This window comes from Aquabacterium sp., from assembly GCF_044226965.1.
In the GTDB taxonomy this organism is placed as follows: Bacteria; Pseudomonadota; Gammaproteobacteria; order Burkholderiales; family Burkholderiaceae_C; genus Pseudaquabacterium.
Window position 1 is genome coordinate 35,703 of the sequence record NZ_JBGAGA010000025.1, and the last position, 23,528, is coordinate 59,230.

The 23,528-nt window shown below is 66.1% G+C and carries 22 protein-coding genes and 2 pseudogenes; 14 read left to right on the forward strand and 10 right to left on the reverse strand.

What is annotated here, in order from left to right:
* Positions 1-33 precede the first annotated feature (33 nt).
* The 6 genes from ACILR4_RS13320 to ACILR4_RS13345 all read left to right on the forward strand — a co-directional run bounded on the left by ACILR4_RS13320 (position 34) and on the right by ACILR4_RS13345 (position 5,200).
* Entirely contained in the window at positions 34-1,617 is a 1,584-nt protein-coding gene (locus ACILR4_RS13320; RefSeq protein ID WP_395701347.1) for a wax ester/triacylglycerol synthase family O-acyltransferase, read from the forward strand.
* Entirely contained in the window at positions 1,614-2,369 is a 756-nt protein-coding gene (locus ACILR4_RS13325; protein ID WP_395701348.1) for a lipase family alpha/beta hydrolase, read from the forward strand. Before ACILR4_RS13320 ends, ACILR4_RS13325 begins: the two co-directional genes overlap by 4 nt.
* Positions 2,369-3,346, forward strand: a complete 978-nt coding sequence (locus tag ACILR4_RS13330) for a zinc-binding dehydrogenase (protein ID WP_395701349.1) — start codon at positions 2,369-2,371, stop codon at positions 3,344-3,346. The genes ACILR4_RS13325 and ACILR4_RS13330 overlap by 1 nt, the downstream gene beginning before the upstream one ends.
* 23 nt (positions 3,347-3,369) lie before the next feature.
* Positions 3,370-4,527 carry a DUF2855 family protein gene (locus ACILR4_RS13335; RefSeq protein WP_395701350.1) on the forward strand — a complete coding sequence of 386 codons (1,158 nt, stop codon included), beginning with the start codon at positions 3,370-3,372 and terminating at the stop codon, positions 4,525-4,527.
* Positions 4,528-4,602: 75 nt separating this feature from the next.
* Positions 4,603-4,881, forward strand: coding sequence for a type II toxin-antitoxin system RelE/ParE family toxin (locus ACILR4_RS13340; RefSeq protein WP_395701351.1), 279 nt, complete (start codon positions 4,603-4,605; stop codon positions 4,879-4,881).
* Between the two features lie 10 nt (positions 4,882-4,891).
* Entirely contained in the window at positions 4,892-5,200 is a 309-nt protein-coding gene (locus ACILR4_RS13345; protein ID WP_395701352.1) for a HigA family addiction module antitoxin, read from the forward strand.
* A gap of 27 nt (positions 5,201-5,227) precedes the next feature.
* Here the strand turns inward: ACILR4_RS13345 and ACILR4_RS13350 are convergent, their stop codons facing one another.
* The 4 genes from ACILR4_RS13350 to ACILR4_RS13365 all read right to left on the reverse strand — a co-directional run bounded on the left by ACILR4_RS13350 (position 5,228) and on the right by ACILR4_RS13365 (position 8,546).
* Positions 5,228-6,121: a hypothetical protein gene (locus tag ACILR4_RS13350; protein WP_395701353.1), complete on the reverse strand. Its 894-nt coding sequence runs from the start codon at positions 6,119-6,121 to the stop codon at positions 5,228-5,230.
* A gap of 41 nt (positions 6,122-6,162) precedes the next feature.
* Entirely contained in the window at positions 6,163-6,558 is a 396-nt protein-coding gene (locus ACILR4_RS13355; RefSeq protein ID WP_395701354.1) for a GFA family protein, read from the reverse strand.
* Positions 6,555-6,941, reverse strand: a complete 387-nt coding sequence (locus ACILR4_RS13360) for a VOC family protein (protein WP_395701355.1) — start codon at positions 6,939-6,941, stop codon at positions 6,555-6,557. The genes ACILR4_RS13355 and ACILR4_RS13360 overlap by 4 nt, the downstream gene beginning before the upstream one ends.
* Positions 6,942-7,154: 213 nt before the next feature.
* Entirely contained in the window at positions 7,155-8,546 is a 1,392-nt protein-coding gene (locus ACILR4_RS13365) for a hypothetical protein (protein ID WP_395701356.1), read from the reverse strand.
* Between the two features lie 255 nt (positions 8,547-8,801).
* Between ACILR4_RS13365 and ACILR4_RS13370 the strand changes: the two are divergent.
* Positions 8,802-9,520 (forward strand): annotated as a pseudogene (locus ACILR4_RS13370) (IS110 family transposase); the annotation flags it as partial.
* A gap of 86 nt (positions 9,521-9,606) precedes the next feature.
* On the opposite strand, the gene ACILR4_RS13375 reads toward ACILR4_RS13370, so the two are convergent.
* Positions 9,607-10,611, reverse strand: a complete 1,005-nt coding sequence (locus ACILR4_RS13375) for a restriction endonuclease (RefSeq protein ID WP_395701357.1) — start codon at positions 10,609-10,611, stop codon at positions 9,607-9,609.
* 221 nt (positions 10,612-10,832) lie between these two features.
* Here ACILR4_RS13375 and ACILR4_RS13380 point away from each other — a divergent pair.
* A pseudogene (locus tag ACILR4_RS13380) lies at positions 10,833-11,930 on the forward strand (IS110 family transposase).
* Between the two features lie 280 nt (positions 11,931-12,210).
* On the opposite strand, the gene ACILR4_RS13385 reads toward ACILR4_RS13380, so the two are convergent.
* The 3 genes from ACILR4_RS13385 to ACILR4_RS13395 all read right to left on the reverse strand — a co-directional run bounded on the left by ACILR4_RS13385 (position 12,211) and on the right by ACILR4_RS13395 (position 16,092).
* Positions 12,211-13,776: an ATP-dependent nuclease gene (locus tag ACILR4_RS13385; RefSeq protein ID WP_395701358.1), complete on the reverse strand. Its 1,566-nt coding sequence runs from the start codon at positions 13,774-13,776 to the stop codon at positions 12,211-12,213.
* A 278-nt stretch (positions 13,777-14,054) separates the two neighbouring features.
* Positions 14,055-15,221 carry a hypothetical protein gene (locus ACILR4_RS13390; protein ID WP_395701359.1) on the reverse strand — a complete coding sequence of 389 codons (1,167 nt, stop codon included), beginning with the start codon at positions 15,219-15,221 and terminating at the stop codon, positions 14,055-14,057.
* 184 nt (positions 15,222-15,405) lie between these two features.
* Positions 15,406-16,092 carry a GntR family transcriptional regulator gene (locus ACILR4_RS13395; protein ID WP_395701360.1) on the reverse strand — a complete coding sequence of 229 codons (687 nt, stop codon included), beginning with the start codon at positions 16,090-16,092 and terminating at the stop codon, positions 15,406-15,408.
* 135 nt (positions 16,093-16,227) lie between these two features.
* Here ACILR4_RS13395 and ACILR4_RS13400 point away from each other — a divergent pair, with 135 nt between their 5' ends.
* Both ACILR4_RS13400 and ACILR4_RS13405 read left to right on the forward strand, forming a co-directional pair.
* Entirely contained in the window at positions 16,228-17,202 is a 975-nt protein-coding gene (locus ACILR4_RS13400; protein WP_395701361.1) for a Bug family tripartite tricarboxylate transporter substrate binding protein, read from the forward strand.
* 26 nt (positions 17,203-17,228) lie between these two features.
* A complete protein-coding gene (locus ACILR4_RS13405; protein WP_395701362.1) occupies positions 17,229-18,503 on the forward strand; it encodes a glucarate dehydratase family protein in 1,275 nt (424 codons plus the stop codon).
* On the opposite strand, the gene ACILR4_RS13410 is transcribed toward ACILR4_RS13405, so the two are convergent.
* A complete protein-coding gene (locus ACILR4_RS13410; protein ID WP_395701363.1) occupies positions 18,478-19,386 on the reverse strand; it encodes a LysR family transcriptional regulator in 909 nt (302 codons plus the stop codon). The genes ACILR4_RS13405 and ACILR4_RS13410 overlap by 26 nt on opposite strands.
* Before the next feature lie 91 nt (positions 19,387-19,477).
* Between ACILR4_RS13410 and ACILR4_RS13415 the strand changes: the two genes are divergently transcribed.
* Positions 19,478-19,858 carry a tautomerase family protein gene (locus ACILR4_RS13415; protein ID WP_395701364.1) on the forward strand — a complete coding sequence of 127 codons (381 nt, stop codon included), beginning with the start codon at positions 19,478-19,480 and terminating at the stop codon, positions 19,856-19,858.
* Positions 19,859-19,988: 130 nt separating this feature from the next.
* Positions 19,989-20,624 (forward strand): hypothetical protein, encoded by a 636-nt coding sequence (locus ACILR4_RS13420; protein ID WP_395701365.1) that lies wholly within the window; start codon positions 19,989-19,991, stop codon positions 20,622-20,624.
* Between the two features lie 5 nt (positions 20,625-20,629).
* On the opposite strand, the gene ACILR4_RS13425 is transcribed toward ACILR4_RS13420, so the two are convergent.
* Positions 20,630-21,280, reverse strand: coding sequence for a helix-turn-helix domain-containing protein (locus tag ACILR4_RS13425; RefSeq protein WP_395701366.1), 651 nt, complete (start codon positions 21,278-21,280; stop codon positions 20,630-20,632).
* A gap of 48 nt (positions 21,281-21,328) precedes the next feature.
* Here ACILR4_RS13425 and ACILR4_RS13430 point away from each other — a divergent pair, with 48 nt between their 5' ends.
* Together ACILR4_RS13430 and ACILR4_RS13435 are read left to right on the forward strand one after the other, a co-directional pair.
* The gene (locus ACILR4_RS13430) at positions 21,329-22,504 is read left to right on the forward strand and encodes an NAD(P)/FAD-dependent oxidoreductase (RefSeq protein WP_395701367.1); all 1,176 of its coding nucleotides are present in this window, start codon (positions 21,329-21,331) and stop codon (positions 22,502-22,504) included.
* A 28-nt stretch (positions 22,505-22,532) separates the two neighbouring features.
* A complete protein-coding gene (locus tag ACILR4_RS13435) occupies positions 22,533-23,519 on the forward strand; it encodes a Bug family tripartite tricarboxylate transporter substrate binding protein (protein WP_395701368.1) in 987 nt (328 codons plus the stop codon).
* The last annotated feature ends 9 nt before the right edge of the window (positions 23,520-23,528 follow it).

Below are 23,528 nucleotides of genomic sequence, written 5' to 3' on the forward strand. Positions count from 1 at the left end.
CCCGCTGACCCACCCACAACACCCGGAGACATCATGGACCACCTCAGCGGCATGGACGCCGCCTTCCTGCACCTGGAAACCCCCGAGATGCCGATGCACGTCGGCAGCCTGATGATCCTGGACCTGCCCGAGGGCTACACCGGCGACTTCTACGAAGACGTCAAGGCCCATGTCGGCTCGCGCCTGCACCTGGCCCGGGTGTTCCAGCGCAAGCTGGCGCTGATGCCCTTCGAGCTGACCAACCCGGTGTGGGTGGACGACGAGGACGTGGACCTGGACCACCACATCCGCCACCTGATGCTGCCGCGCCCCGGCACGCAGCTGCAGCTCGAGCGCCAGGTGGGCCGTTTGCACTCGCCGCTGCTGGACCGCAGCCGCCCGCTGTGGGAGATGGTGGTCATCTCCGGCCTGGCCTCGGGCCAGGTGGCGGTGTATTCGAAGGTGCACCACAGCGCCATCGACGGCCAGGCCGGCGTGGCGCTGGCCCAGGCGCTGCTGGACGTGACGGCCGCGCCGCGCATGGTCAAGCCGCCGCGCCCGCGCCGCCGCACCAACCGCTACCAGCTGGGCGTGGCCGAGCTGGCGATGGCCGCAGCCAGCAACCTGGTGCAGCAGTGGGTGAAGATCGGCCGCGGCCTGCCGACCATGGCCCGCGCCGCGCGCGACGTGCTGATGCCCGTGAACGAAACCACCGGCAAGCGCAAGCTGGAACTGCCCAAGGGCCTGTCGCTGGCGCCGCGCACGCCGCTGAACGTGGCCATCACCAACGCCCGCTCGTTCGCCGCGCGCAGCCTGCCGCTGGCGCAGGTCAAGCACATGGCCAAGGCCAGCGGCACCAGCCTGAACGACGTGGTGATGGCCATCTGCGCCGGCGCGCTGCGCCGCTACCTGGCCGAGTACGACGTCAAGCCGGCCAAGCCACTTTCTGCCGCGGTGCCGGTCTCGCTGCGCGAGCAGGGCAATGCCGACATGACCAACCAGGTGTCGTTCATGCGGGTGAGCCTGGCCACCGACATCAAGGACCCGATCGAGCGCTTGAAGGCCATCAACGCCTCGGCCCAGGTCGGCAAGCAGGTCAGCGGCCAGGTCAAGGGCGCGGTGCCGATGGACTTCCCGTCCTTCGGCGCGCCGTGGCTGATGACCGGCCTGGCCTCGCTGTACGGTCGCTCGCGCCTGGCCGACCGCCTGCCCGCGGTGGCCAACGTGGTCATCTCCAACGTGCCGGGCCCGCAGGTGCCGCTGTACCTGGCGGGCGCGAAGATCGCGCTGTATGCGCCGGTGTCCATCCCGGCCCATGGCATGGCGCTGAACATCACGGTGCAGAGCTACAACGGCGCAATGGAGATCGGCCTCACCGCCTGCCGCCGCGCGGTGCCCGACATCGGCGACCTGGCCGACTACATGATCGACGCCGCGCACGAGCTGGCGCAGCGCATCGCCGAGCTGCCGGCGCCGGTGGTGGAAGCCCCTGCCGCCGCAGCACCGGCACCCGCCAAGGCCGCCACCGCCAAGCCGCGCGCCAAGCCGCAGCTGAAGGTGCTGCGCGGCAGCAAGGCGCCCGCGGAGGCTGAAACCGCCACGCCGGCGCGCCGCAAGCGCAACGTGGCCGCCGCATGACGGCCAGCGCGTCTCCTGAAGCGCCGGGCACTGCCCCGCGCCCGCGCAGCCGCCGCCCCGGCCCGATCCGCCTGGCGCTGGAATGGCGCGCCCCGGCCGAGGCCAGCGCCACGCTGCTGCTGTGGCCCTGGCTGCGACGCGGCGCGAAGGGCGACGGCCACCCCGTGCTGGTGCTGCCCGGCCTGGGTGCCAGCGACTTCTCCACTGCACTGCTAAGGCGTTACCTGAGCGGCCAGGGTTTTGATGCCCACGCCTGGCGCCTGGGCCGCAACCTCGGCCCGCGCGAAGGCGTGTTCGAAGCGCTGCAGCAGCGCCTGCAGCACCTGCACCAGCAGTCGGGCCGCCGCGTCAGCCTGGTCGGCTGGAGCCTGGGCGGCGTGTTCGCGCGCGAACTGGCCAAGCGCCAGCCCGATGCCGTGCGCCAGCTCATCACGCTGGGCAGCCCGATGCCGGGGCACAACCATGCGTCGAACGCGCGCCGCTTCTACGAATTTGCCGCCGGCCGCCGCGCCTACCCGCAGGAGCTGATGGCCCGGCTGCACGAGCCCGTGCCGGCGCACATTCCCAGCACCTCGGTCTACAGCTGGACCGACGGCATCGTGCACTGGCGCGCCAGCCTGCAGCCCGAAGGCGAGCAGCGGCAGAACATCCGCGTGGCCGCCAGCCACTGCGGCATGGGCGCCAACCCCTGGGTGCTGCGCCTGCTGGCCCAACAACTGTCAAAGCCTGAACTGCAGGCGGGAGACCTCTGATGCAAAGCGTCCTGATCGAAGCCTTCGGCAACCCCGCCGAAGTGGTGCACACCGCCGACCGCCCGCTGCCCCAGCCCGGCCCCGGCGAGGCGTTGGTGCGCATGCGCCTGTCGCCGATCCACAACCACGACCTGGCCATCCTGCGTGGCGTGTACGGCTACAAGCCGCCGCTGCCGGCCATTCCCGGCACTGAAGCCGTCGGCGTCATCGAGGCGCTGGGCGAAGGCGTCAAGGGCTTGCAGGTGGGCCAGCGCGTGGCCACCGCCAGCGCACAGAACACCTGGGCCACGCACTTCTGCAGCGCGGCCGCCAAGCTGGTGCCGGTGCCCGATGCGCTGCCCGACGAAGCCGCCTGCCAGCTGCTGGCGATGCCGCTCTCCGCACTGATGCTGCTGGAAGACATGAAGCTCACCGCCGGCCAGTGGTTCGCGCAGAACGCCGCCAACGGCGCGGTGGGCAAGGCCCTGGCCGCATTGGCCGCCGCCCGCGGCATCCACAGCGTGAACCTGGTGCGCCGCGCCGAAGCGCTGGCCGAGTTGGCGCAAGCCGGCGTGGCGGGTGGCATCCACACCGGCGCCGACGACTGGAAAGCGCAGGTCAAGGCTCTGACCGGCGGCGCGCCGATCGTGCGCGCCATCGATTCCATCGGCGGCAAGGCCGCGCAGCAGCTGATGGGCCTGCTGGCCGAGAACGGCGAGCTGTTCATCTTCGGCTCGCTGAGCTTCCAGCCGCTGGAGCTGAACGGCGGCGACCTGATCTTCAAGCAGGCCGTCGTCAAGGGCTACTGGGCCAGCAAGCGCTTCGCCGCCACGCCGCCGGCCGAGTTGGCGCGCATGATCGGCGAACTCACCCGCGCGGTGCTGGGCGGCCAGCTCAAGCTGCCAGTGGGCGGCGTCTACGGCCTGGACCATGCCGCCGCCGCGATGGCTGCCGCCGAGCAGCCCGGCCGCGCCGGCAAGGTGCTGCTGCGCGGCTAACACCAAAAAGGAGCGACATCGCCATGAGCACCCCCTACCGCTTCATCGTCGACCGCCAGAACCTGAAGTCCACCCGCGTCGGCGCCGACCCCGACGCACCCGCCGCGCGCCCGCTGGCCGACGGCGAAGCGCGCTTGCGCGTCGACCAGTACGCGCTGACCGCCAACAACATCACCTACGCCGCCTTCGGCGAAGCGATGCACTACTGGCAGTTCTTCGACAGCGGCGTGCCCGGCTTCGGGTGCGTGCCGGTGTGGGGCTTTGCCGAAGTGACCGAATCGCGCTGCCCCGGCGTCGAACCCGGCACGCGGCTCTATGGCTACCTGCCGATGGGCAGCCACCTCGTCGTCAAGCCCGAGCGCGTGCGCGAGCGCGGCTTCATCGACGGCGCAGCGCACCGCGCCAGCCTGGCCCGCGCCTACAACGAGTACGTGGCGGTGACGCACGACCCGCTGTACACGCCGGGCGCGCAAGCCGAAGGCCTGCAATCGCTGCTGCGCCCGCTGTTCACCACCGCGTTCCTGATCGCCGACTTCCTGGAACAGGCCGCGTACTTTGGCGCCCAGCGCGTGCTGCTGTCCAGCGCGTCCAGCAAGACGGCCTATGCCACCGCCTTCTGCATCGGCCTGCGCCAGGCCGCGGCCGGCCAACCGGCCCGCGTGGCCCTCACCTCGCGCGGCAATGCCGGCTTCGTCCAGGCGCTGGGCTGCTACGACGGCGTGGCCACCTACGACGCGCTGGCGGAACTCGACCCCAGCATCCCCAGCGTGTACGTCGACTTCTCCGGCGACGCCGCGCTGCGCCGCGCGCTGCACCAGCACCTGGGCGACGCGCTGCGCTACGACTGCGCGGTGGGCGGCGCCCACTGGGAAGCGCTGAACCAGGGCCGCAGCGCCACCCCGCTGCCCGGCCCCAAGCCCACGCTGTTCTTCGCGCCCAGCTACGGCCAGCAGCGCGCCGCCGAGCCCCCGCAAGGCCTGGGCGCGGCCGAACTGCAGCGCCAGCTCGCCGCGGCCTGGCATGCATTGATCGCGCGCATGAACACGGCGAGCAGCAGCGCCGACAAGCCGTGGCTGGTGCAGCGCGAGATCCGCGGCACCGAGGCACTGAGCGCCAGCTTCGATGCGCTGCGCGACGGCAAGGTGGGTGCGCAGGACGGCTTGATCGTGCTGCCGGGCTGAGTCCATCGCTGCGGTGTCATGGCCGCGCCGCACGTTCCGATTGACGTATTACGCTGAGCGTAATATTATGGAACTATGATTCGGTCGTTCAAATGCAAGGACACCGAAGCGCTGTTCGCAGGGAGATCTCCGCGACGATTCAAGGCCATTGCATCGGTGGCAGAGCGCAAGCTCGCCCAGCTCGAGGCTGCGCAAACGCTGGACTTTCTTCGCGCGCCACCGGGCAACCGCCTCGAAGCGCTTGTCGGAGACAGGAAAGGCCAGCACAGCATTCGGATCAACGACCAGTTCCGGGTGTGCTTCGTCTGGACGGCGGCAGGCCCGGAAGAGGTCGAGATTGTGGACTACCACTAGAGGAAGCAACATGGCACGCGCAGCAAATGGCATGCGCCCGGTGCATCCGGGCGAGGTGCTTCGTGAGGACTACCTGACTCCATTGGGCATGAGCGTTCACGCCCTGGCCATGGCACTGGGCGTGCCGGCCACCCGAATCCACGAGATCGTGAAAGAGCGGCGCGGCATCACCGCAGACACGGCGGCCCGGCTGGCGCGCTTCTTCGGCGGCGATGCCGCGTCCTGGCTTGTCATGCAAGCCAACTACGACTTGAAGACGCTGCCGACGATGAAGGAGATCGAGCGGCAGGTTCGAACTCGCGAAGATCTTGCGGCGTGAGGCTGGGGACCGGTCATCGGGATCCGGCTACTTCAACAGCCCGATCGCCGCCAGCCGGTCCCGCAACTGCCGCATGCGCTCCGGCGTCCAGCCCAGCAGTTCGCCGACCTGCTGGCCGTCCTTCAGGAAGAACAGGTCCGGCGTGGCAGCAATCCGCCGCTGCGGCCAGTGCCGCCGGTTCAGGATGACGTGGATCTTCAGCTCGGGATGCGCCCGGTTCCACTCGTCGTAGTAGCCGGCCGAGAAATTGATGTCCGGCACGTCGACCCAGATCGCATGCGCCTTGAACAGCGCCAGCAGCGCAGGGTCTGCCGCCAGGTCCTTCGACAGCCGGGCGCAGAAGCTGCAGCCCGGCGCGGCATACACCACCACCCTCGGGCCGGTCTGCAGGTCGATGGACGATTCGACCAGCACGTCGCCACCGGCACTGAACGACCAGTACGACGCGTCCTGCGCGCGCAGGGATGCCAGCGGCCGAAGGTGCCCGGCCCGCAGATCGGCCACGTCGGCCAGCCGCTTCTGCTGGCGCTCCTGCTCTTCGTCGTCCAACGCGCCCGCCGCGACCAGTGCCGCGTAGACCGTCCTGCTCGCCGCGCCCTCTTTCGGCGGCCTGCGCCGCTCGCGCTCGGCCACCAGCCTGCGCAGGATCTCGGCGGTGGCCCGTTCGCCCAACAGCGCGCTCTGCGCGTACTGGTACTGAATCTCGGCATCGAGCGCCGGGTACGGGATGCGCGTCAGGCGGGTGGCGGGCATCCGCTGCAGGCACATCCATTGGGTAGCCGCTGGCGATCGATGGTCAGCGAAACGCCAGCCTCGGCACGCATCCTCGGGCGCTGGCTGAGTCGGCGACTCGGTCGCCTGCCCAGCGCCCGCCACGGCGAGCAGCATCACCCCGCAGGCCAGGTGCAGCGCGGCGGACATCGCACGCGAGCCGAACCTGCGACGAAGCGCTGCTGCAGCCCTCACGGAATGTGCTTGGCCTCCGCCGGCGGCACCACCCAGCGGTGCATGCGTTCCTCGTACACCGAGACGGTGGGCGCCGGAAACTGCGCGTCGGCAAACGCGCCCACCGGAATGACGACAAAGCCGTCCATCGCCTCCGGCTCGTAGTACACCGTGGCGCCGCACTGCGGGCAGAAGTGGAAGTGCGCCCGCGTGCCTTCGTCGCCGGTGCGCACGTACACGGTGGACCGGCCCGAGATCGCCACGTTCTCCCGCGCGAAGCGCGCCTGCTGCCCGAACACGCTGCCGGTGCGGCGCTGGCAAGCCAGGCAATGGCAGATCGAAACGCCGAGCGGATCGCCGCTGACTTCAGCCGCTAGCTGGCCGCAGCTGCAGGCCGCCAGGCGACGGATCACTTCCCGGCCGGCGGTTCCCACAGCTCGACCTTGTTGCCCTCGGGGTCCACGATCCAGCCGAACTTGCCGTACTCCGACTCGTCGACCTTGTCCTCCACCTGCACGCCCTCGGCCCGCAGCGCGGCCAGCAACGCATGCAGGTCGGCCACGCGGTAGTTGATCATGAAGGGCGCCGTGCTCGGCGCGAAGTAGCTGGTGTCCGCCCCGAACGGGCTCCACGCCGTGGTGCCCACCCCGTTCGGGTTGTCCTCCGACTGCCACCGGAACGCCGCCCCGCCCCAGGGCTGCACGTCGATGCCGAGGTGGGTCTGGTACCAGGCGCTCAGCGCCTTGGGGTCCTGGGACTTGAAGAAGATGCCGCCGATGCCGGTGACGCGTTTCATGGGGTGCTCCGAGGATCTAAGTTGGGCCAATAGCTCAAATAGCGCGCCATGCGCCTCCGGCACGGACAGGCTCGCGACTCATGTCAAGAACATCAGGCTCCAGTGTGCACGCGCGGGAGCCGGGTGAAATTTACCGCGTGCCCGTGCACCGAAGCCGGTCCATCCTACCGAAAGTGCAGAGCCTTCCTGACCTAACTTTAGCCGCGCTATGTACTAAATGAGACCATAGTCGCGAGCGTAGTCCTGCACCTTGCTTAGGACGTACGACGCAATGACCGCCGTTGTCGCATCGCCATCAGCACGGTGGGTGAATTCAAGCGCCTCCGGGCGATCTTGCCCATCAAACCAAGCGTCGCAGCGCAACTCTCGGCTCCTATCGTCACCGAAGGGGCGAAATTCGAAGATCAAGTTCGGCATTGGCACTTCGAGCGCAGCCAACACCGTCACTATCGATTCATTGATTTGCCGATGCTTTGCGTTTGTGAGCGCTTGAACGGCGCGATAGGCTTTCTTGATGGGTTCGCTGGGGTTGGACTTCGCCAAGCCCACATCGTCAGCGTCCCGGAAGGCCCGAGCGAGCGCGCTGTTGCGCATCGCGTTCTTCGCGTTTGCAGGCACCTTCGCGTTGTAGTGCTTCACAACAATAGATCGCAACTGTGGGTCGGGACCGAAAGCACAAGCGTTCACTACAGCACTACTTGAGAGGTTGAGGAGTCGGACCTCAAACAAAGCCGCAATGAATGGAAGCCCCTTCCGTGGGTTCTCCTTGCCGCGCCTCCGCCAATCCTCTGCGACGTTGGCCCGGCTGAACTGCAGTAGCTTGTCGGGATCCACGAGGAATTTGTTTCCACGCCTGAGTAGCCGACACGCATCGTAAATGTCGTCGTTCGCTGTTATGACAACGCTCAGAAAGGGAAGTTTGGCGCCAATCTCTCCAAGGTCATATCGTGAAACTACTAGCCGTTGGACGGCCCTGAGGTAGTCTCCAAGCGTATCTTCCGGTTCGACAAGATCGGCCGCTTCCTCCGTTGAAACTGCCGCATCCGCAAGAGATACATTGGTGGCGGCCAAGACAAGATTGAGAGCCTTTTCCCACTCCGATTTCCTCAACCCCTTCAGACGATGAATTGGCGTCGCCCCCAGTGCCGACTTCCCGCCTGCTAGCGCTAAGCGGTCTATTGCAGTCGTCGCAAACTTCTCATCGTTCACTGGCCATACAGCAAGCAAAGACGAATTTCTACGAAGCAGTGCATTGAGGTTGCCCATGGCGGCTTGAGTTGCCACTTCGTCAACTGTCGGAATCTCTCGCCCGTCCAGATTGACCACTATCAGCTTTCCCTTCGCACGCTCCTTTGCGGCTGGAAGCTCTCTGTTGATCCAACTCGGTAGGTCAGTGAGCGGGAGCTCAAAGTCCGGGGGTGGCGAGAGCACCGTACCCACTACATCGGCCAAGAAGACCGCCAAAGACTCGATGAGAGAAGTTTTGCCCTGACCCGGCCGGCCCAAGAGAAAGATGAGCTTCCCTTGCCGAGCTGACGACACTTCAGCCACTGCCTGTTTCATTGCCTTCAGGTCGTCTGGGCACTCAATCAGGACGTGGCTCAATCGTTCTGGCCCTACTGCGTCTCGAAGAGTCTCAAAGTTGGCAGGTACGCTGACGATCCCAAGTCGCTTGGTCACTTTGTCTCCCGTTGTCACAGAGGAATTGTGTCAGAGCCAGTCGAGCCGAAAGCCTAGCGAATGAACGGGACTTCCCCGTCCCGAGCTAGCCGCGAGGAGCCAGAGGCGCTGCGGCAAACAGCAACGAAGTGCCACGATGGGGCTGTAATACGCGCATCAACTCACTCGGAAGGGGAAGCCATGGCTATTCTGTGCGTCGGCATTGATCTCGCCAAGAGCCAGGTGCGGTGCACGGAGTGGACGAGCACGGCAAGCCTGCGCTGGTGCGCTCTGCGGTGCGGCGCGCGGAGCTGATGGAGCAGGTGGCCAAGCTGCCGGCGAGCACGATCGGGATGGAGGCGTGCAGGCAGTTCGTTCGGTTCGGGCACAAGGTGCGGCTGATGGCGCCGAAGTTCGTGGCGCCCTACCGCATGAGCGGCAAGCGTGGCAAGAACGATGCGGCCGATGCTGCGGCGATCTGCAAGGCGATGCAGCGCCCGAGCATGAGGTTCGTGCCGGTGAAGACGGAGCAGGCGCAGTCGCGGCTGTGCGTGCACCGCATACGCCGCGGGTTCGTGGAGCAGCGCACGGCGATGATCAACCGGCTGAGGGGACTGCTCAGCGAGTTCGGCATCGTGATGGCGCAGAAGGCGAACACGGTGCGGCGCCAGGCGGGCGAGCACCTGCAGGCGCTACCGCAGTGGGCGAGCACGGCAGTGGCGGACGCGTTGAGCGAGATCCATCGGCTGGACGAGCGGCTGTCCGAGTACGACCGGCATGTGGCGCTGATGGCCGCGGCCGACGAGCGCAGCCAGCGGCTGATGAGGCTGCAGGGGATCGGCGCGACCACGGCCAGCGCGCTGCTGGCCTCGATCGGCAACGGGCACGACCTTGCCAACGGGCGGCAGTTGGCGGCCTGGCAGGAGCCTCCAAGACAGCAAAGAAGAGCGATTCGGAATACCAACTTCAAGACCGAAAAGTGTTACCCATCGGCCCAGAGAATCTGTCACCCATCCGCCCGGTCACTCATGTTCGGCGCCGGAATAGGAGAGGTTTCTTCGAAGAGAACTTCAGGCAGATCCGTTGGCGGTGCCCAGAGGCCCGAGTAAGCCCGCCGGTAGGTTTGCGCTAAAAGTACCACCTTCTGCTGCCCACCAAGTCGAAGCTTCTGTGTGGATATTTCCGTCAGAGATTCACTAATATTTGCCGCGTATCCAGAGGTAGACAGTAGCAGGCCGCCTGCTCGCTTTTCTCGAACTATGACTTTGAGAAAGCTTGAGATAACGCCTTGAATGACGGGTTTCCCTGCTCGCCAATGCTTCAATTCCACTATATAGGATTCCGTCTTTCGGTTCACTGTGCAAGTAAGTATCAGATCCTTGCCACCGTCTTTACTTGGTGGAGTCAGTGTCGTGTCAAAACCGAGCCCTTCCATCACGCGCGCCATCATGCGTTCGAAGTCACGCCATTCGAGCGAAGCGAGGATCTGAGGATTGCGCGTCACCATCAGTGCGAATTCATGACTGAGGGACTTGATCAATATCTCGACATGAGCAGCATCCTCTGCTGGACTCGCTTCAACCCTGTCTATCCATGCGGAAATATGTTCGAGATCAAGTAACTCAACTGCGATTCCTGCATTCTTTGCGACCTCATGGGCAGAGTCGGTGAAGCCGAAGCGACTAATCAACAAAGCACGATCGAAGGGGCTTGATGCAAGCACGCCGAGTAGTCGTTGGACTGCGCTGGCTTCTTCCTTGCGGCCTTGACCATAGTGCTTGTACTCAATGGCAACGGAGAGCCTCTTGTCTGGGTCGTCGAAGCGGCTAGCCGCATAGTCGATCGGACTATCACTCGGGCGCTTGTGGACCAAGATGTTCAGTCCTTCAGCTGCTAGCAGGGGCAGGAGGAGGTCGCCGAGCACGGGCATAACGTCGGGCTTCGGAGCGATGCCATCCTCGCCCCTCAACCACTGAAGCTTGTCACGGAGCAACTGATAGTTGATTGACATGTGTTTCGAGAACCTAACGTTTGAGCTAAGCGGTGGACGACCGCAGGACGCGCTGGACAGCAAGCGAAAAATAGGGGCGAAGCCCCAGCGCTTGATGGCCAGCGTGGCCTGCCGTTGGCGCTCCGCTTGAGCGAATACGAAGGGACTTCCCCAGTCCAGTAACGGTATCGAGGTACCAAGATTGACTCGTGGAAGTTCAATCTGATCGGAAAGGGGAAGTCATGGTGGAGATTACACGCAGTGCCGTTGCGCGGGTAGGGGTAGACCTGTCGAAGCGGTTTTTCCAGGTGCATGCCGTTGATCGGTCGGGGCGTGTGGTGTTGGCCAAAGCGCTGTCGCCGGATGGCTTCTTTGCCTGATGCGCGAAACTGCCGGCCGCTTGCCTGGTGGCGATGGAAGCCTGTGGCGGCGCGCACCACGTGGCGCGTCGACTTCGTTTGATGGGCCTGGATGCACGGCTGATCGCTGGCCAGTTCGTCACCCCGTACCGCATGGCCGGCAAGGGCGGGAAGAACGATGCCAACGATGCCGCTGCGATCTGCGAAGCGGCGGGCCGGCCGCAAATGCGGTTCGTGCCGGTGAAGACGCCCGAGCAGCAGGGCCAGCTGAGCGTGCACCGCCTGCGCGAGGGCTACAAGGCCGAGCGCACGGCGCTGATCAACCGCATCCGCGGCGTGCTGGCCGAGTTCGGACTGGTGTTTGCGCAAAGCCCCGAGGCGCTGCGTCGGGTGCTGGCCGAGGTGCTGGAGGACGCCAGCAACGAGTTGAGCGGCATCGCCCGTCTGGTGCTGCAGCGCGCGCACCTGCACTGGATCGACCTCGAACTTCAGATGAAGTGGTGCGAAGAACGCATCGAGGCTCATGTGCGCAGCGACACGCGAGCCGGCCAGGCAGCCGAACTGCTGGGCATCGGCCCCATTGGCGCATCGGCGATGGTGGCCAGCGTGGCCGACTTCAAGCAGTTCCGCAGTGCCAAGCAGTTCGGCGCCTGGCTGGGTACCGTGCCCAGTCAGAACTCCACCGGTGGCAAAGCCAAGCTTGGGCGCATCACCAAACGCGGCGACGACTATCTGCGAACGCTGCTGATCCAGGGTGCGAAGTCGGCCGTGATGACGGCGCACAAGCGCGACGACCGCATCAGCCAGTGGCTGGTGCAATTGAAGGACCGGGTGGGTTGGCAGAAGGCGGTGGTGGCCCTGGCCAACAAGAACGCGCGCATTCTGTGGGCAGTGATGACCCGCGGCCGTGGGTTCGACCCGAATCATGTACCCGAGCCGCCGGCACCGCACTGTGCATTGAGCCAGCGACCGGTCATCTGAAGAGTTCGTTCCAACCTGCAGACGCGAAGCGCAGATCACACGACAGGTCAGACCGGCGGCAGCCAAACCCGATAACCCTCAAGGGCGCTATGTCCGGCGAGCGAATGGGGCACTGCCGAGCGGTTCGTATCTGGGGCCTCGGCCAAGGCCGAAACAAGCCCGCCTGTAGATGTGCAGTCTGTTCCTCGTCGGTGTTGACACGCGCGCTGCAACTGCGGGGTGGAAGCGACTTGAAAACCAATTCGCGGCATTGACCGAGTGGGGAGTCCCTGTAGAAGGGTTAGCCGTCACCCTCGAGTCGCTGCTGAATGCGCAGCACAACCGCGGTGAACTCATCATCGAACTCCTGCACTACCGCAGTAGAAAGCAGGTGAAGGCAATGCTCCCGCTCTAAGCCGAGCTGCTTTGCGAACTCATAGAGTTCCCTGTGCTTTCCGGCCTGAAGGCCGTATTCAACAGCCGAGAGTAGATCCTCCTTCTCCGTGCCCAAGAGTTTTGCAAGGGTGGCTGGGATTTCGGCCGCTCGTTTCAGGAGCCAGAACTCCGGCCAATAATCACCCGGTAGATAGGCCGCTCGATTTGAAAACCAGGCGTCAAAGTCGGGCTTCGCCTTCTCGGCCATGCTCCTCGCATGAGCTAGATTGCTAGACTCTTTGGGCAACTGGTCGCCATCGAAGACCGCGATGACGGGGCGGGTTTCGCCTCTCAAGTAGACCGCCGCTAACTGGCGCGATAGGGCGTTTGCTGAGCCAATATCCTTGACTGTGACCCTTGTTCGCATAGAAGCGGGCAGTGCAGCAAGCACGAGTGCGCGGGCGACGTCATCCTCGACAAGAATGTCTGCCTCTTGTCCATTGACGGCGCTCAGTTTCGAGAAAGCGAAATCAGAGGAAATCCCTCGTGTGATCCGGGTCGTTCCGGAAACGGATTCGATGTAGATCCGAGCGTCCGTGGGGAGAGCATCCAGGATGTCGCTCGAATGCGTTGTGCAGATAACCTGTATCTTCTGTGATTCACAGACGTCCTTGAGCTTGTCAACGAGTCGTCTCTGTGCTTCCACATGCAGACCAAGCTCAATCTCGTCAACCACAATGAGAGCCCCGGGGCCTGCAGAGTAGATTATCGAGAATATGTCGAACAGAGCGTTTTCGCCTGCGCCCATATTGAAGCCGGAATAGATGACCTTGCCGCACTTGACAATTGGCAAGCTGTATTTTGAGTGGACTACATATCGAAAGTCATCGTACTTCTTGGCCAAGACATAGCCGACCGCGTCCATGACTTGGCTCTCCCATCCGCGCAGTGGGACGTCCTTAAACGCTCTTGAGTAGGAACGAGATTGACTTCTTTCGGTGTGGGGAACGACTCGCTCAATTCCAAGAAAGACCACTGTTCGCGGAACGCGCGCGTCATAGTCATTCCACTTTCCGCCCTTTGACTTCTTACGTCGCTGTAGGCCTAGGCCTTTGCCGTCTGGATGCTTCGGTGTTGGCTTCCACTGATCATGAGCGATTTCGTAGACTATCGAAACATCGGAAGGCGGAGATTCGGTCGGATGTTGAACAAAGAAGTCAGAAAAAGTGTAGTAGGAGTTCCGGCGCTTCGGCAGCTTGTATCCGCTTGGTGCGTTGTGGAACGCGCAGCACGCTAGCGCCGTGATGGTCGACTTGCCGGCTCCGTTCTTTCCGCAAACTGCGCTAATTGGAAACGTGAACGCTAGGTCTAGAGCGTTCAGGCCGCGAAAGACACCCTTCTCAAGTTGAATGCGACGGAGCAGCGCTTTCGATAAATCGGCGCCAAACCAAGTTCGCAGCTTCTTGTCCTTGTTGCTCTCGTGATATTTCATTCGAGGGCGTTCCAGCTCTGATGACCGGTGATTCTGCCTCGTAGTACGGCGTTCTGGAGTTGGCCTCGGCGACCTCCGCCAATAATCTCATCGACCCGGGAGCGACTGGGCAGTTGCCCATGACGGCTAACGCAGAGTTAACCGGGCGCTGACGGCTGGCCACCTTGCCCGCGAGGCGCAGAATAGACAGTGAGCGCCTCGCGGGCAAGGTGGCCAGCCGTCAGCGCTCCGGTTGAACGACCAGTTAGGCGTCACCCATCAACCCGACCGTTCATGCACTAGAGAACGATCTGCTCGTCAGGTACGAGGAACTCTAGGGGCGCAATGGCGGTGCCGTCACGTTGGACGCTGAAGCCACTGTAGAAGAACTCGGTTGCTCGGAACGGCTCAATTGATGCTGGTTGCGCCAGATTCGATCTGGCTGACGCGACCACGTCCCTCATAGTGCGCTCATGAAGGCCAAAGAACGTGTACGCAGGCTGATCGAGCCTAAGTGGGTCCGATCGCTCGTACAGAATGCGTCCTTCTACCTGACGAGCGGATATCCCGGTTCCCTCCGCGGAATAGTAGCCTCCGACGAAGCGCTCGCCTTGGAGTGGTCCCGTGAGCACCCGCCATGCAATTGCAGACACCCGGAGCTCGTCCGGCATTGGCACACCATTGAGGAGCGCGGACGCAAGTACCGGCTGCCGTAGCTTGCGCGCGATGCCGGCGAAGTGCGTATCTCGTGCAATCCTCGCGAGACCGCGGGCCATCTCAGGATCAACATCCCGCTCGCCCGGACTGGCTGGATCTTCGGCGAAGACAGTTGATCGAATCCGATCGGTGTCACGTTCAGTAGCGAAGCGCGTGGCGACGATGTGTCCCTTGAGGCTTCTTGCGAGTCCTGAAGAGTCCTTGAACTCGACTCGGCTGAACTGTTCCCGCCATTTCGCAAACTCCTTGCTCTTGAAGCTGACTGCGGCATAGCGCCCCTTTGCCTCTGCCAGACAAACTGAGTTGTTCGCAGTTGCGCAAAGGTAGTCTGGGGTGTCTCCATTGGCGATGCGGTCCAGGCTGGCGCCTGAAAATGGCCGATGCAGCTGTCTGGCGATGAGGTGCTCGATGTGGGCGAAGTATGTAATGTTGAGATTCTCGTAAAGGAACCAGCGGCAGAAGGCTTGCCCGAGTTCGTTGGACCTGTGCCTGCGAATCGCGGGGGCAGTACCCAATCCGCTTCCTTGAAATCTAAAGTCTTTTGTAGGTAGCAGGAACTGCGCATGCTCAAACTGAGCAGGGTCCGGATTGGGAGGTGAGATGTCGAATGAGTCCAGGAAGTAGTGGTGATACAGACTGGCGAGATCGACATTGACCTCTGAGGCAGGTGCGTCTACCTTGGGGTCCTTGCGCAAACTGAGCGGAGTCGGGGTATAGCGGTTCAGCGCGAGTCGAAGTGTCTTGTGCATGGAGGTGAGTTCGCTATCGTGACGCCTAACGTAGATTTAGGCGACATGCTTACCAGTGGGAGTCTGCGTTCGGTCCTCTTGGTTTCCGTGCGAACTTGTTCGCTTGCTATTTGCAGTCAGTTGTGTAGTTCAACAGGCATCCGCAGAGAACCAACCAATGCCGCATTGCGGTTCCGAGCAAGCCTCACCCCCCCGCAAAGTACCCCCCAAACCTCCCCCGAATCTCCTCCACCTTCCCCAGCGTCCCCGACAGGTGCCCTCGCACTGCCGCCTGCGCCGCCGCCGCCTCCCCCTTCGCAATCGCATCAACGATTCCCCGGTGGTCCTTCAGGATCGCGCGCTCCTTGCCCGCCGTCGGCAGGTGCAGCATCCGCAGCCGGTCCACATGCCCGCTGCGCTTGCGCACCAGTTCGTAGAGCTCGGGCACGCCGGCGGCCTCGTACATCAGCCGATGGAACGCTCGGTCGGCTTCGATGAATTCGCGCGCATTGCCGATCAGCGCGGCCTGCACGTCGATCTGCGCGCGCAGGCGCTTGACCAGTGCGGCATCGGGCTTCGCGGCCAACGTGGCGGCGATCTCGCTTTCGATCGCGCGGCGCAGGAAGTGCGCCTGCGTGGCCGATGAAATGTCGATGCGGCTCACCACGGTGGCGTGCTGCGGAAAGATGTCGACCAGGCCTTCTTCGCCCAGCTTGATCAGCGCATCGCGTATCGGCGTCTGGCTCAGGCCGTAGTGGGCGGCCAGCTCGGCGCGCGACAGCACGGTGCCGGGCACCAGCTCGAGGTTCAGGATCTGCTCGCGCAGGTGCTCGAACACCTGGGGCGCCGCCTGGCGCGACCGGTCGCGGCGTTGCGGAAGCGAAGGGGCCATGGCTTTGGCGGCGGGGCCTGGGTGTCCCCGCGGCGGGTGGTGACCACGGCCATTCTAGGCAGTCGGGTTTCATTGACGCACTAATACATTAGTGCTTTACTTGTCGCATTCGAAGCCTGGAGACACCCCGTGATGATGAAGCGCCGCACCGCCCTCGCCGGCCTGGGCAGCCTGGCCCTGCCCCTGGTGGGCCAGGCCCAGGCGGCCCCCTGGCCGCAGGCCAAGCCCATCACCTACGTGGTGCCCTTCACCCCCGGCGGCAGCACCGACGTCATCGGCCGCACGCTGGCCGAGAAGCTGCAAGGGGCGCTGAAGCAGACGGTGATGATCGAGAACAAGCCCGGCCAGGGCGGCGGCATCGGCGCCAGCTATGTGGCCAAGGCGGCGCCGGACGGCTACACGCTGTTCGGCGGCACCATCAGCACGCATGCCATCAATGCCAGCCTGTACAAGAAGCTCTCTTACGACCCGGTGAAAGACTTCGAGCCGGTGGCGCTGGTGGCCACGCTGCCCAATGTGCTGCTGGTGGACCCGGCGCTGAAGGTCAACACCGTGGCCGAGCTGGTGGCGCTGCTGAAGAAGGACGAGAAGAAGCGCAATTTCGCCTCATCCGGCTCGGGCACTTCCACGCACCTGGCCGGCGAGCTGTTCGCCGACCTGATCGGCGTGCCGCTCTCGCACGTGCCGTACAAGGGCACGCCACCAGCGATGACCGACGTGGCCGCCGGCCTGGTCACCTTCATGTTCGACCAGATGACCGCGGCCATGCCGCTGCTGCAGGCCGGCAAGCTGAAGCTGCTGGCCGTCACCACGCCCAAGCGCATTCCGCTGGCGCCGAACACGCCGACGATGGTGGAAGCGGGCATCCCGGGTTTCGAGATGGCTTCGTGGCAGGCGGTGTATGCGCCGCACGGCACGCCCAAGCCCATCGTCGACCGCCTGCACGACGAGATTGCCAAGGCGCTGAAGCTGCCCGACGTGCAAAGCAAGCTGGGCGGCCTGGGCATGGAGCTGGTGGGCGGCACGCCGCAGGAGCTGGCAGCGCTGATGGCGCGCGAGATTCCGCGCTGGGCCGCGCTGGTGAAGAAGTCCGACGCGTCCGCTGACTGAATCTGACGATCGGCACAGGGACGCTCATGACCCGCGATATCCACATCACCGCCGTGCGCATCACGCCCATCGCCTTCCGCGACGGGCCGCTGCTCAATGCCGCCGGCATCCACGAGCCCTGGGCGCTGCGCGCCATCGTCGAGCTGGAGACGAATGACCAGCGCGTCGGCATCTCGGAAACCTATGGCGACGCGCCGATGCTGGCCGCGCTGGAACAGGCGCGCGGGTTGGTGGTCGGTCTCTCGCCGTTCGACCTGAACGCGATGGAGCAGCGCGTGCACGCCGCTGTGAAGCCCGCCGCCGGCGCGGTGGAATTCGAGCTGGCGCCCGGCTCGCACACCGCCAAGAACGCGGCCAAGGTCACCAGCACTTTCGAGGTGGCGATGCTCGACCTGCAAGGCCAGATCGTCGGCGCGCCAGTGGTCGACCTGCTGGGCGGCGCGGTGCGCGACGCGGTGCCCTACAGCGCCTACCTGTTCTTCAAGTACGCCGAGCACATCGAGCGGCCCTACCCGCCCGATGCCTGGGGCGAAGGGGTGGCGCCCGAGCAGATCGTCGCGCAGGCGCGGCGCATGATCGGGCTCTACGGCTTCGGCAGCATCAAGCTGAAGGGCGGCGTGTTCCCGCCGGCGCACGAGATCGCCTGCATGCGCGCGCTGCGCCGCGCCTTCCCCGGCCTGCCGCTGCGGCTGGACCCGAATGCCAACTGGTCATTGGCCACCAGCATCGCGGCGGCCGAGGAACTGGACGAGCTGCTCGAATACTACGAAGACCCGACGCCCGGGCTGGACGGCATGGCCGCGCTGGCCCAGCGCACCAGGCTGCCGCTGGCCACCAACATGGTCATCACCACGCTGGACGAGTTCCGGCGCGGGGCGGCCAGCGGGGCCGTGAAAGTGCTGTTGTCCGACCACCACTACTGGGGCGGCCTGCGCGTCACGCAGACCCTGGCGCGCATGTGCGCGCTGTGGGAGCTGGGCCTGTCGATGCATTCGAACTCGCACCTGGGCATCAGCCTGATCGCGATGACGCATGTGGCGGCCAGCATCCCCAACCTCACCTATGCCTGCGACACGCACTACCCTTGGCAGGAAGAGGAAGTCATCGAAGGTGGCCGCGTCGTGTTCGAGAACGGCAGCGTGCGCGTGCCACGCACGCCGGGCCTGGGCGTCACGCTCGACCGCGCGCGCCTGGCCGAGCTGCATGCGCAGTACCTGGCCTGCGGACTGCGCCAGCGGGACGACCTGAAGCAGATGCGCAAGTACGACCCGTCGTTCACGGGCAAGGCGCCGCGCTACTGATCGCCAGAGACTCCCCCACCGCGCTGCGGTAGGCCGATGCCAGCGCGGCCAGCGCCGCGCGCGCCCGGGCGTCGCGCACGCGCGAGTGCAGCAGCACCGGCAGGCGCGGCAGCGGCGGCAGGCCCAGGCGCGGCCCCACGTCTTCGACCCCCTGCGGGCCGCCACCCGCGGCCGACACCATGCGCGGCGCCACCGCCGCCACGCCCAGCCCGGCCCGCACGGCAGCCGCCACCGCGGCCATGCCGCCGCCCACGAACACCTCGGTCCACGAGATGCCGGCGCCTTCCAGCCGCTGGATCGCGATGGCGCGCACGCCGCAGGGCTCGGCCAGTGTGGCCAGCGGCAGCGGCGCATCGGCCGGCGGCTGCCAGCCCGGCGCGGCGAACCAGCCGAAGCCTTCCTCGGCCAAAAACTCCCCATCGGCGCGGCCAGCGTCCAGGCGCGAGATCACCGCGTCGAACTCCCGGCGGTCGAAGGCCTGCAGCAGGTCGGCCGACGAGCCGATGCGGATCTCGATCAGCAGCTGCGGGTCGAGCGCGTTCATCCGCGCAATCAGCGCCGGCAGCTCGGGGCCGGCCACGTGGTCGCTGATGCCCAGCGCCAGCCGCTGGCGCGCACCGGCAAAGGCCACCAGCGCGCGGTCGTGCACCGCCAGCAGCTCGCGTGCATGTTCCAGGAAGGCCGCGCCGCGCACGGAGAGTTCCACGTAGCGCGGCGTGCGCTCGATCAGCCGCCAGCCCAGCCGTTCTTCCAGGCGCTTCAGCTTCAGGCTGATGGCCGCCTGCGTGGTGTCCAGCGCCTCGGCCGCGCGCGTGAAGCTGCCCAGTTCGGCAATGCGCACGAAGGCCTGCACGGCATCCAGGTCGAGGGGGCGCTCGGTCATTTCAAACCCTTATCGTTGATATCCGCCAACCAGGCTGGTGCCCGGCGGCGGCGGCTTCTATCGTGGCACATCCCATCCACGAAAGCCCACCATGCCCCTGCTCCACCTCTCGATGCGCGCCGGCAAGCCCGAGGCCTACCGCCAGGCGATCTTCGACGGCCTGTACCGCGCGCTGCGCGAGACCTTCAACGTGCCGGACGACGACCAGTTCATGCTCATCACCGAGCACGAAGCCGCGAACTTCCGCTACGGCGCGCACTACCTGAATGTCGCCCGCAGCGACGATCTGGTGTTCATCCAGATCACCGCCAACAACACCCGCACGGTGGAGCAGAAGAAGGCGCTCTACCAGCGCATCGTCGCGCTGCTGGGCGACCGACCCGGCCTGCGGCCCGAAGACGTGTTCGTGAACATCGTCGAGGTGGCGAAGGAGAACTGGTCGATGGGAATGGGCATGGCGCAGTACGCGTGAGGCGGTGTCGATTGCGACGCTCTCCTCGTGCCCGTCATCCTAGGGAGTTGATCCGGCTCGATCCACGATCTTCGCCTTTCGAAAACCAGACTCGCGCCTGCCCGAACTTCACCGCAGGAGCGGCATTGACATGGCAAGTACGGACGAGGAGTATCTCTACAGCCCCGGCTACAAGTCTGCCGCCGACGTGGCCGTGTCGGTGGGCCCGGCGGCGACGCTGGACGGCTACCTGCGCCTGATCTACGACCGGATGAACCATGTCATCCAGGCCCAGGCCAATGGCTTGCTGAGTCGCGGCAACATCACCTCGCACTGGGCGGCAGCATCGGCGAAGCCGCGTACACCACCGTGTCCGAGTTCACCTGGACCCGCTAGGCTGCGCGCCATGTTCGAACGGATCAACAAGGCCGTGCTGCGCTATCTGGAAGGCAGGCGGGGCGAGCCCGGTGTCGCTGCCGTGAAGCTGTCCGAAGCGGGATTTGTCGTGGAGCTGCGCGATGGCGAGGGGGCGATGACACCCATGCACGTCCGCTGGGATGCTGTGCGCCAAGCCGCCGCGGTTCTCGTGCCGGGGATCGTGGGGGCCGACGAATGCCTGCTGGTCGACAGTGCGGCCGGCACGGTTCAACTCACGCCGCTGGTCGACGGCTTCGATGCCTTCGTCGCCATGGCAGCGCAGCGCCTCCCAGGCTGGAAGGACCCCGCCCGCTGGCGCACCGAACTGCTGGCGGTCGACGCCGGCACGGCGGTGCCGGTTTTCCGCTGACGGACCTACGCCATCACCACCAGCACCTGCGCGTCCCCGCGCCCAGTGCTGAGGTACACGTGGCCCACGCTGCTGTCGAAGTAGGCCGACTCGTGGCGCTTCAGGTCCAGCACCTGGCCGTTCTCGAAGCAGATGCGCACCTGGCCGCTCAGCACCATGGCGTATTCCTGGCCGGCGTGGCGGATGTAGTCGGGGAACTGGTCCAGCGTGCGCGCGCGGATGGTGCCGTGCACCGGCGACATGCGGCGCTGCGGGTAGTCCGTGGCCAGCATGCGGAACTGGTAGTGGCCCTCGTCGTAGCTCGGCGCGCTGGCCAGGCGCGACTGCACCGCCACCGGCGGCGGCGTGTCCGGCGCGGGCTCGGCGCGCGCGTCGAACAGCGCGGCAATGTCCACCGCCAGCGCCTGGGCCACGGCGCCGAACTTCTCGTAGCTCACCGAGATCTGGCCCAGCTCCATCTTCGACAGCGTGGACAGCGGCACGCCCGAGCGCTGTGACAGCGCCTTCAGCGTGAGCCCGCGCGCCTTGCGGATGCTGCGCAGGCGTGCGCCCATGTGCTCGCGGTCCGGCGGCGTGCTGGGGCTGGGGCGGCGCCGGGCCGCGGCGCGCTGGTCGCGCAGCGGTGCCGGGCGGCGCGCGGATGGCGTGGTCGGCATCGTGGTTTCCCGGGGTCTGCCGTAATTCTCGCATGCGAGAATTCTCGAATGCGAGAATTCGACATCGTCATCGCCGGTGCCGGCATCGCCGGCGCCTCGCTGGCCTGGCAGCTGGTGCACCCGGGTGCTTCAGGTGCTTCCGGCACGCCCGCTGCCGCGCCCCGCGTGCTGCTGCTGGAGGCCGAAAGCCAGCCCGGCTACCACAGCACCGGCCGCTCGGCCGCGATGTTCATGGAAAGCTACGGCCCGCCCGGCGTGCGGGCGCTGACGCGCGCCAGCCGTGCGTTCTACGAATCGCCGCCGCCCGGCTTTGCCGACGTGCCGCTGGTCACGCCGCGCGGCGCGCTGTACGTGGCCACGCAGGCGCAGCAGGCGCTGCTGCAGCAGCTGCAAGACGAGCTCGCGCCCCACTGCCCGCGCCTGCAGCGGCTGGATGCCGCGCAGGCGCTGGCGCGCGTGCCCTGCCTGCGCGCGGAAGACCTGCTCGGTGCGCTGCTCGACCCCGATGCACAGGACATCGACGTGCATGCGCTGCACCAGGGCTTCCTGCGCGGCCTGCGCGCGCGCGGCGGGCAGCTGCAGGCCGGCGCCGCCGTCGCTGCCGCGCGGCGCGAGGACGGCCGCTGGACCGTGCAGCTGAGCGGCCCGAACACCGATGGCGAGCCGCTGCGCACCGGCACGCTGGTGAATGCCGCCGGCGCCTGGGCCGACGAGCTGGCCGGGCGCTGCGGCATCGCCCCGATCGGGCTGGAACCGCGCCGCCGCAGCGCGTTCACCTTCCAGCCGCCGGCGGGCGTGGACATCGCGGGCTGGCCGGCGGTGGTCGGTGTCGACGAGGGCTGGTACTTCAAGCCCGACGCCGGCCGGCTGCTGGGCTCGCCGGCCAATGCCGACCCCACCGTGCCGCACGACGTGCGGCCCGAGGAGCTGGACATCGCCATCGGCATCGACCGGCTGCAGACCGCCACCACGCTGGCGATCCGCCGGCCCGAGAGCACCTGGGCCGGCTTGCGCTCGTTCGTGGCCGACGGCGAGCTGGTGATCGGTGCCGAACCCGCCGAGCCCGGCTTCTTCTGGCTCGCCGCGCAGGGCGGCTACGGCATCCAGAGCGCGGCCGGCGCCTCGGCCCTGGCCGCCGCGCTGATCACCGGCGCACCGCTGCCCGCCGCGCTGCAACAGGCCGGCGTCGACCCCGCACTGTTTTCGCCCGCGCGCCTGCGCTGATTCACCGTCGCCCGAGAGGACCCTTGCCATGTCGCTGCCTTCGTTCCCGTGTCGCCGCCGCCTGGGCGCCCTGCTGCTGGCCGCGTGCGCGCTGCCGCTGGCCGCCCATGCGGCGGGTTATCCCGACAAGCCCGTGACGCTGGTGGTGCCCTACCCGCCTGGCGGCGCCACCGACACGGTGGCCCGCATCGTCAGCAAGGGGCTGACGCAGCGGCTGGGCCAGGCGGTGGTGGTGGACAACCGCGCCGGTGCCGGCACCGCCATTGGCGCGGCCTCGGTGGCCAAGGCGCCGCCGGACGGCTACACGCTGCTGATCTCCTCGAACACCACCTTCACGATCAACCCGGCGCTCAAGCCCAAGCTGCCGTACGACGCGCTGAAGGACTTCGAGTCGCTGGGCCAGATCGGCTCCTCGCCGCTGGTGCTGCTGGCCCACCCTGCTCTGCCGGCCAACAACGTGAAGGACCTGGTGGCCATGGCCAAGGCGCAGCCGGGCAAGCTGAGCTATGCCTCGTTCGGCGCCGGCACCACCTCGCACTTCGCCGGCGAGATGTTCAAGGTCGTGGCCGGCATCGACCTGCTGCACGTGCCGTACAAGGGCAGCGCGCCGGCGATGACCGACCTGATCGGCGGCCAGGTGCAGCTGAGCATCGACACCAACGTGGCCGCGCTGCCGATGCTGCAGGCCGGCAAGGTGAAGGCGATTGCCGTGACCTCGCCGCAGCGCTCGCCCTCGTTGCCACAGGTGCCGACGATTGCCGAGGCCGGCTACCCGGGCTACGAGATGGTGCCGTGGATCACCATCGTCGCGCCGCGCGGCCTGCCCGCGCCGGTGCAGCAGGCCCTGGGCAACGCACTGAAGGCCACCGTCACCGACGCGGGCATCCGTGCCGAGCTGGAGAAGGCCGGTGTCGACGTGGCCTGGCTGCCCGGCAGCTTCTACGAAGCGCGCGTGGCCAAGGAGCTGCCCTTGCTGCGCGCCTACGTCCACAAGGCCCACATCACCGTGGATTAATGGCCCACC

Bases quoted from the DNA above. Each gene is read 5' to 3' on its own strand.
- ACILR4_RS13320 (WP_395701347.1), top strand. From the start codon at position 34: ATGGACCACCTCAGCGGCATGGACGCCGCCTTCCTGCACCTGGAAACC.
- ACILR4_RS13325 (WP_395701348.1), top strand. From the start codon at position 1,614: ATGACGGCCAGCGCGTCTCCTGAAGCGCCGGGCACTGCCCCGCGCCCG.
- ACILR4_RS13330 (WP_395701349.1), top strand. From the start codon at position 2,369: ATGCAAAGCGTCCTGATCGAAGCCTTCGGCAACCCCGCCGAAGTGGTG.
- ACILR4_RS13335 (WP_395701350.1), top strand. From the start codon at position 3,370: ATGAGCACCCCCTACCGCTTCATCGTCGACCGCCAGAACCTGAAGTCC.
- ACILR4_RS13340 (WP_395701351.1), top strand. From the start codon at position 4,603: ATGATTCGGTCGTTCAAATGCAAGGACACCGAAGCGCTGTTCGCAGGG.
- ACILR4_RS13345 (WP_395701352.1), top strand. From the start codon at position 4,892: ATGGCACGCGCAGCAAATGGCATGCGCCCGGTGCATCCGGGCGAGGTG.
- ACILR4_RS13350 (WP_395701353.1), bottom strand. From the start codon at position 6,121: ATGTCCGCCGCGCTGCACCTGGCCTGCGGGGTGATGCTGCTCGCCGTG.
- ACILR4_RS13360 (WP_395701355.1), bottom strand. From the start codon at position 6,941: ATGAAACGCGTCACCGGCATCGGCGGCATCTTCTTCAAGTCCCAGGAC.
- ACILR4_RS13375 (WP_395701357.1), bottom strand. From the start codon at position 10,611: ATGTCAATCAACTATCAGTTGCTCCGTGACAAGCTTCAGTGGTTGAGG.
- ACILR4_RS13385 (WP_395701358.1), bottom strand. From the start codon at position 13,776: ATGAAATATCACGAGAGCAACAAGGACAAGAAGCTGCGAACTTGGTTT.
- ACILR4_RS13390 (WP_395701359.1), bottom strand. From the start codon at position 15,221: ATGCACAAGACACTTCGACTCGCGCTGAACCGCTATACCCCGACTCCG.
- ACILR4_RS13395 (WP_395701360.1), bottom strand. From the start codon at position 16,092: ATGGCCCCTTCGCTTCCGCAACGCCGCGACCGGTCGCGCCAGGCGGCG.
- ACILR4_RS13400 (WP_395701361.1), top strand. From the start codon at position 16,228: ATGAAGCGCCGCACCGCCCTCGCCGGCCTGGGCAGCCTGGCCCTGCCC.
- ACILR4_RS13405 (WP_395701362.1), top strand. From the start codon at position 17,229: ATGACCCGCGATATCCACATCACCGCCGTGCGCATCACGCCCATCGCC.
- ACILR4_RS13410 (WP_395701363.1), bottom strand. From the start codon at position 19,386: ATGACCGAGCGCCCCCTCGACCTGGATGCCGTGCAGGCCTTCGTGCGC.
- ACILR4_RS13415 (WP_395701364.1), top strand. From the start codon at position 19,478: ATGCCCCTGCTCCACCTCTCGATGCGCGCCGGCAAGCCCGAGGCCTAC.
- ACILR4_RS13420 (WP_395701365.1), top strand. From the start codon at position 19,989: ATGGCAAGTACGGACGAGGAGTATCTCTACAGCCCCGGCTACAAGTCT.
- ACILR4_RS13425 (WP_395701366.1), bottom strand. From the start codon at position 21,280: ATGCCGACCACGCCATCCGCGCGCCGCCCGGCACCGCTGCGCGACCAG.
- ACILR4_RS13430 (WP_395701367.1), top strand. From the start codon at position 21,329: ATGCGAGAATTCGACATCGTCATCGCCGGTGCCGGCATCGCCGGCGCC.
- ACILR4_RS13435 (WP_395701368.1), top strand. From the start codon at position 22,533: ATGTCGCTGCCTTCGTTCCCGTGTCGCCGCCGCCTGGGCGCCCTGCTG.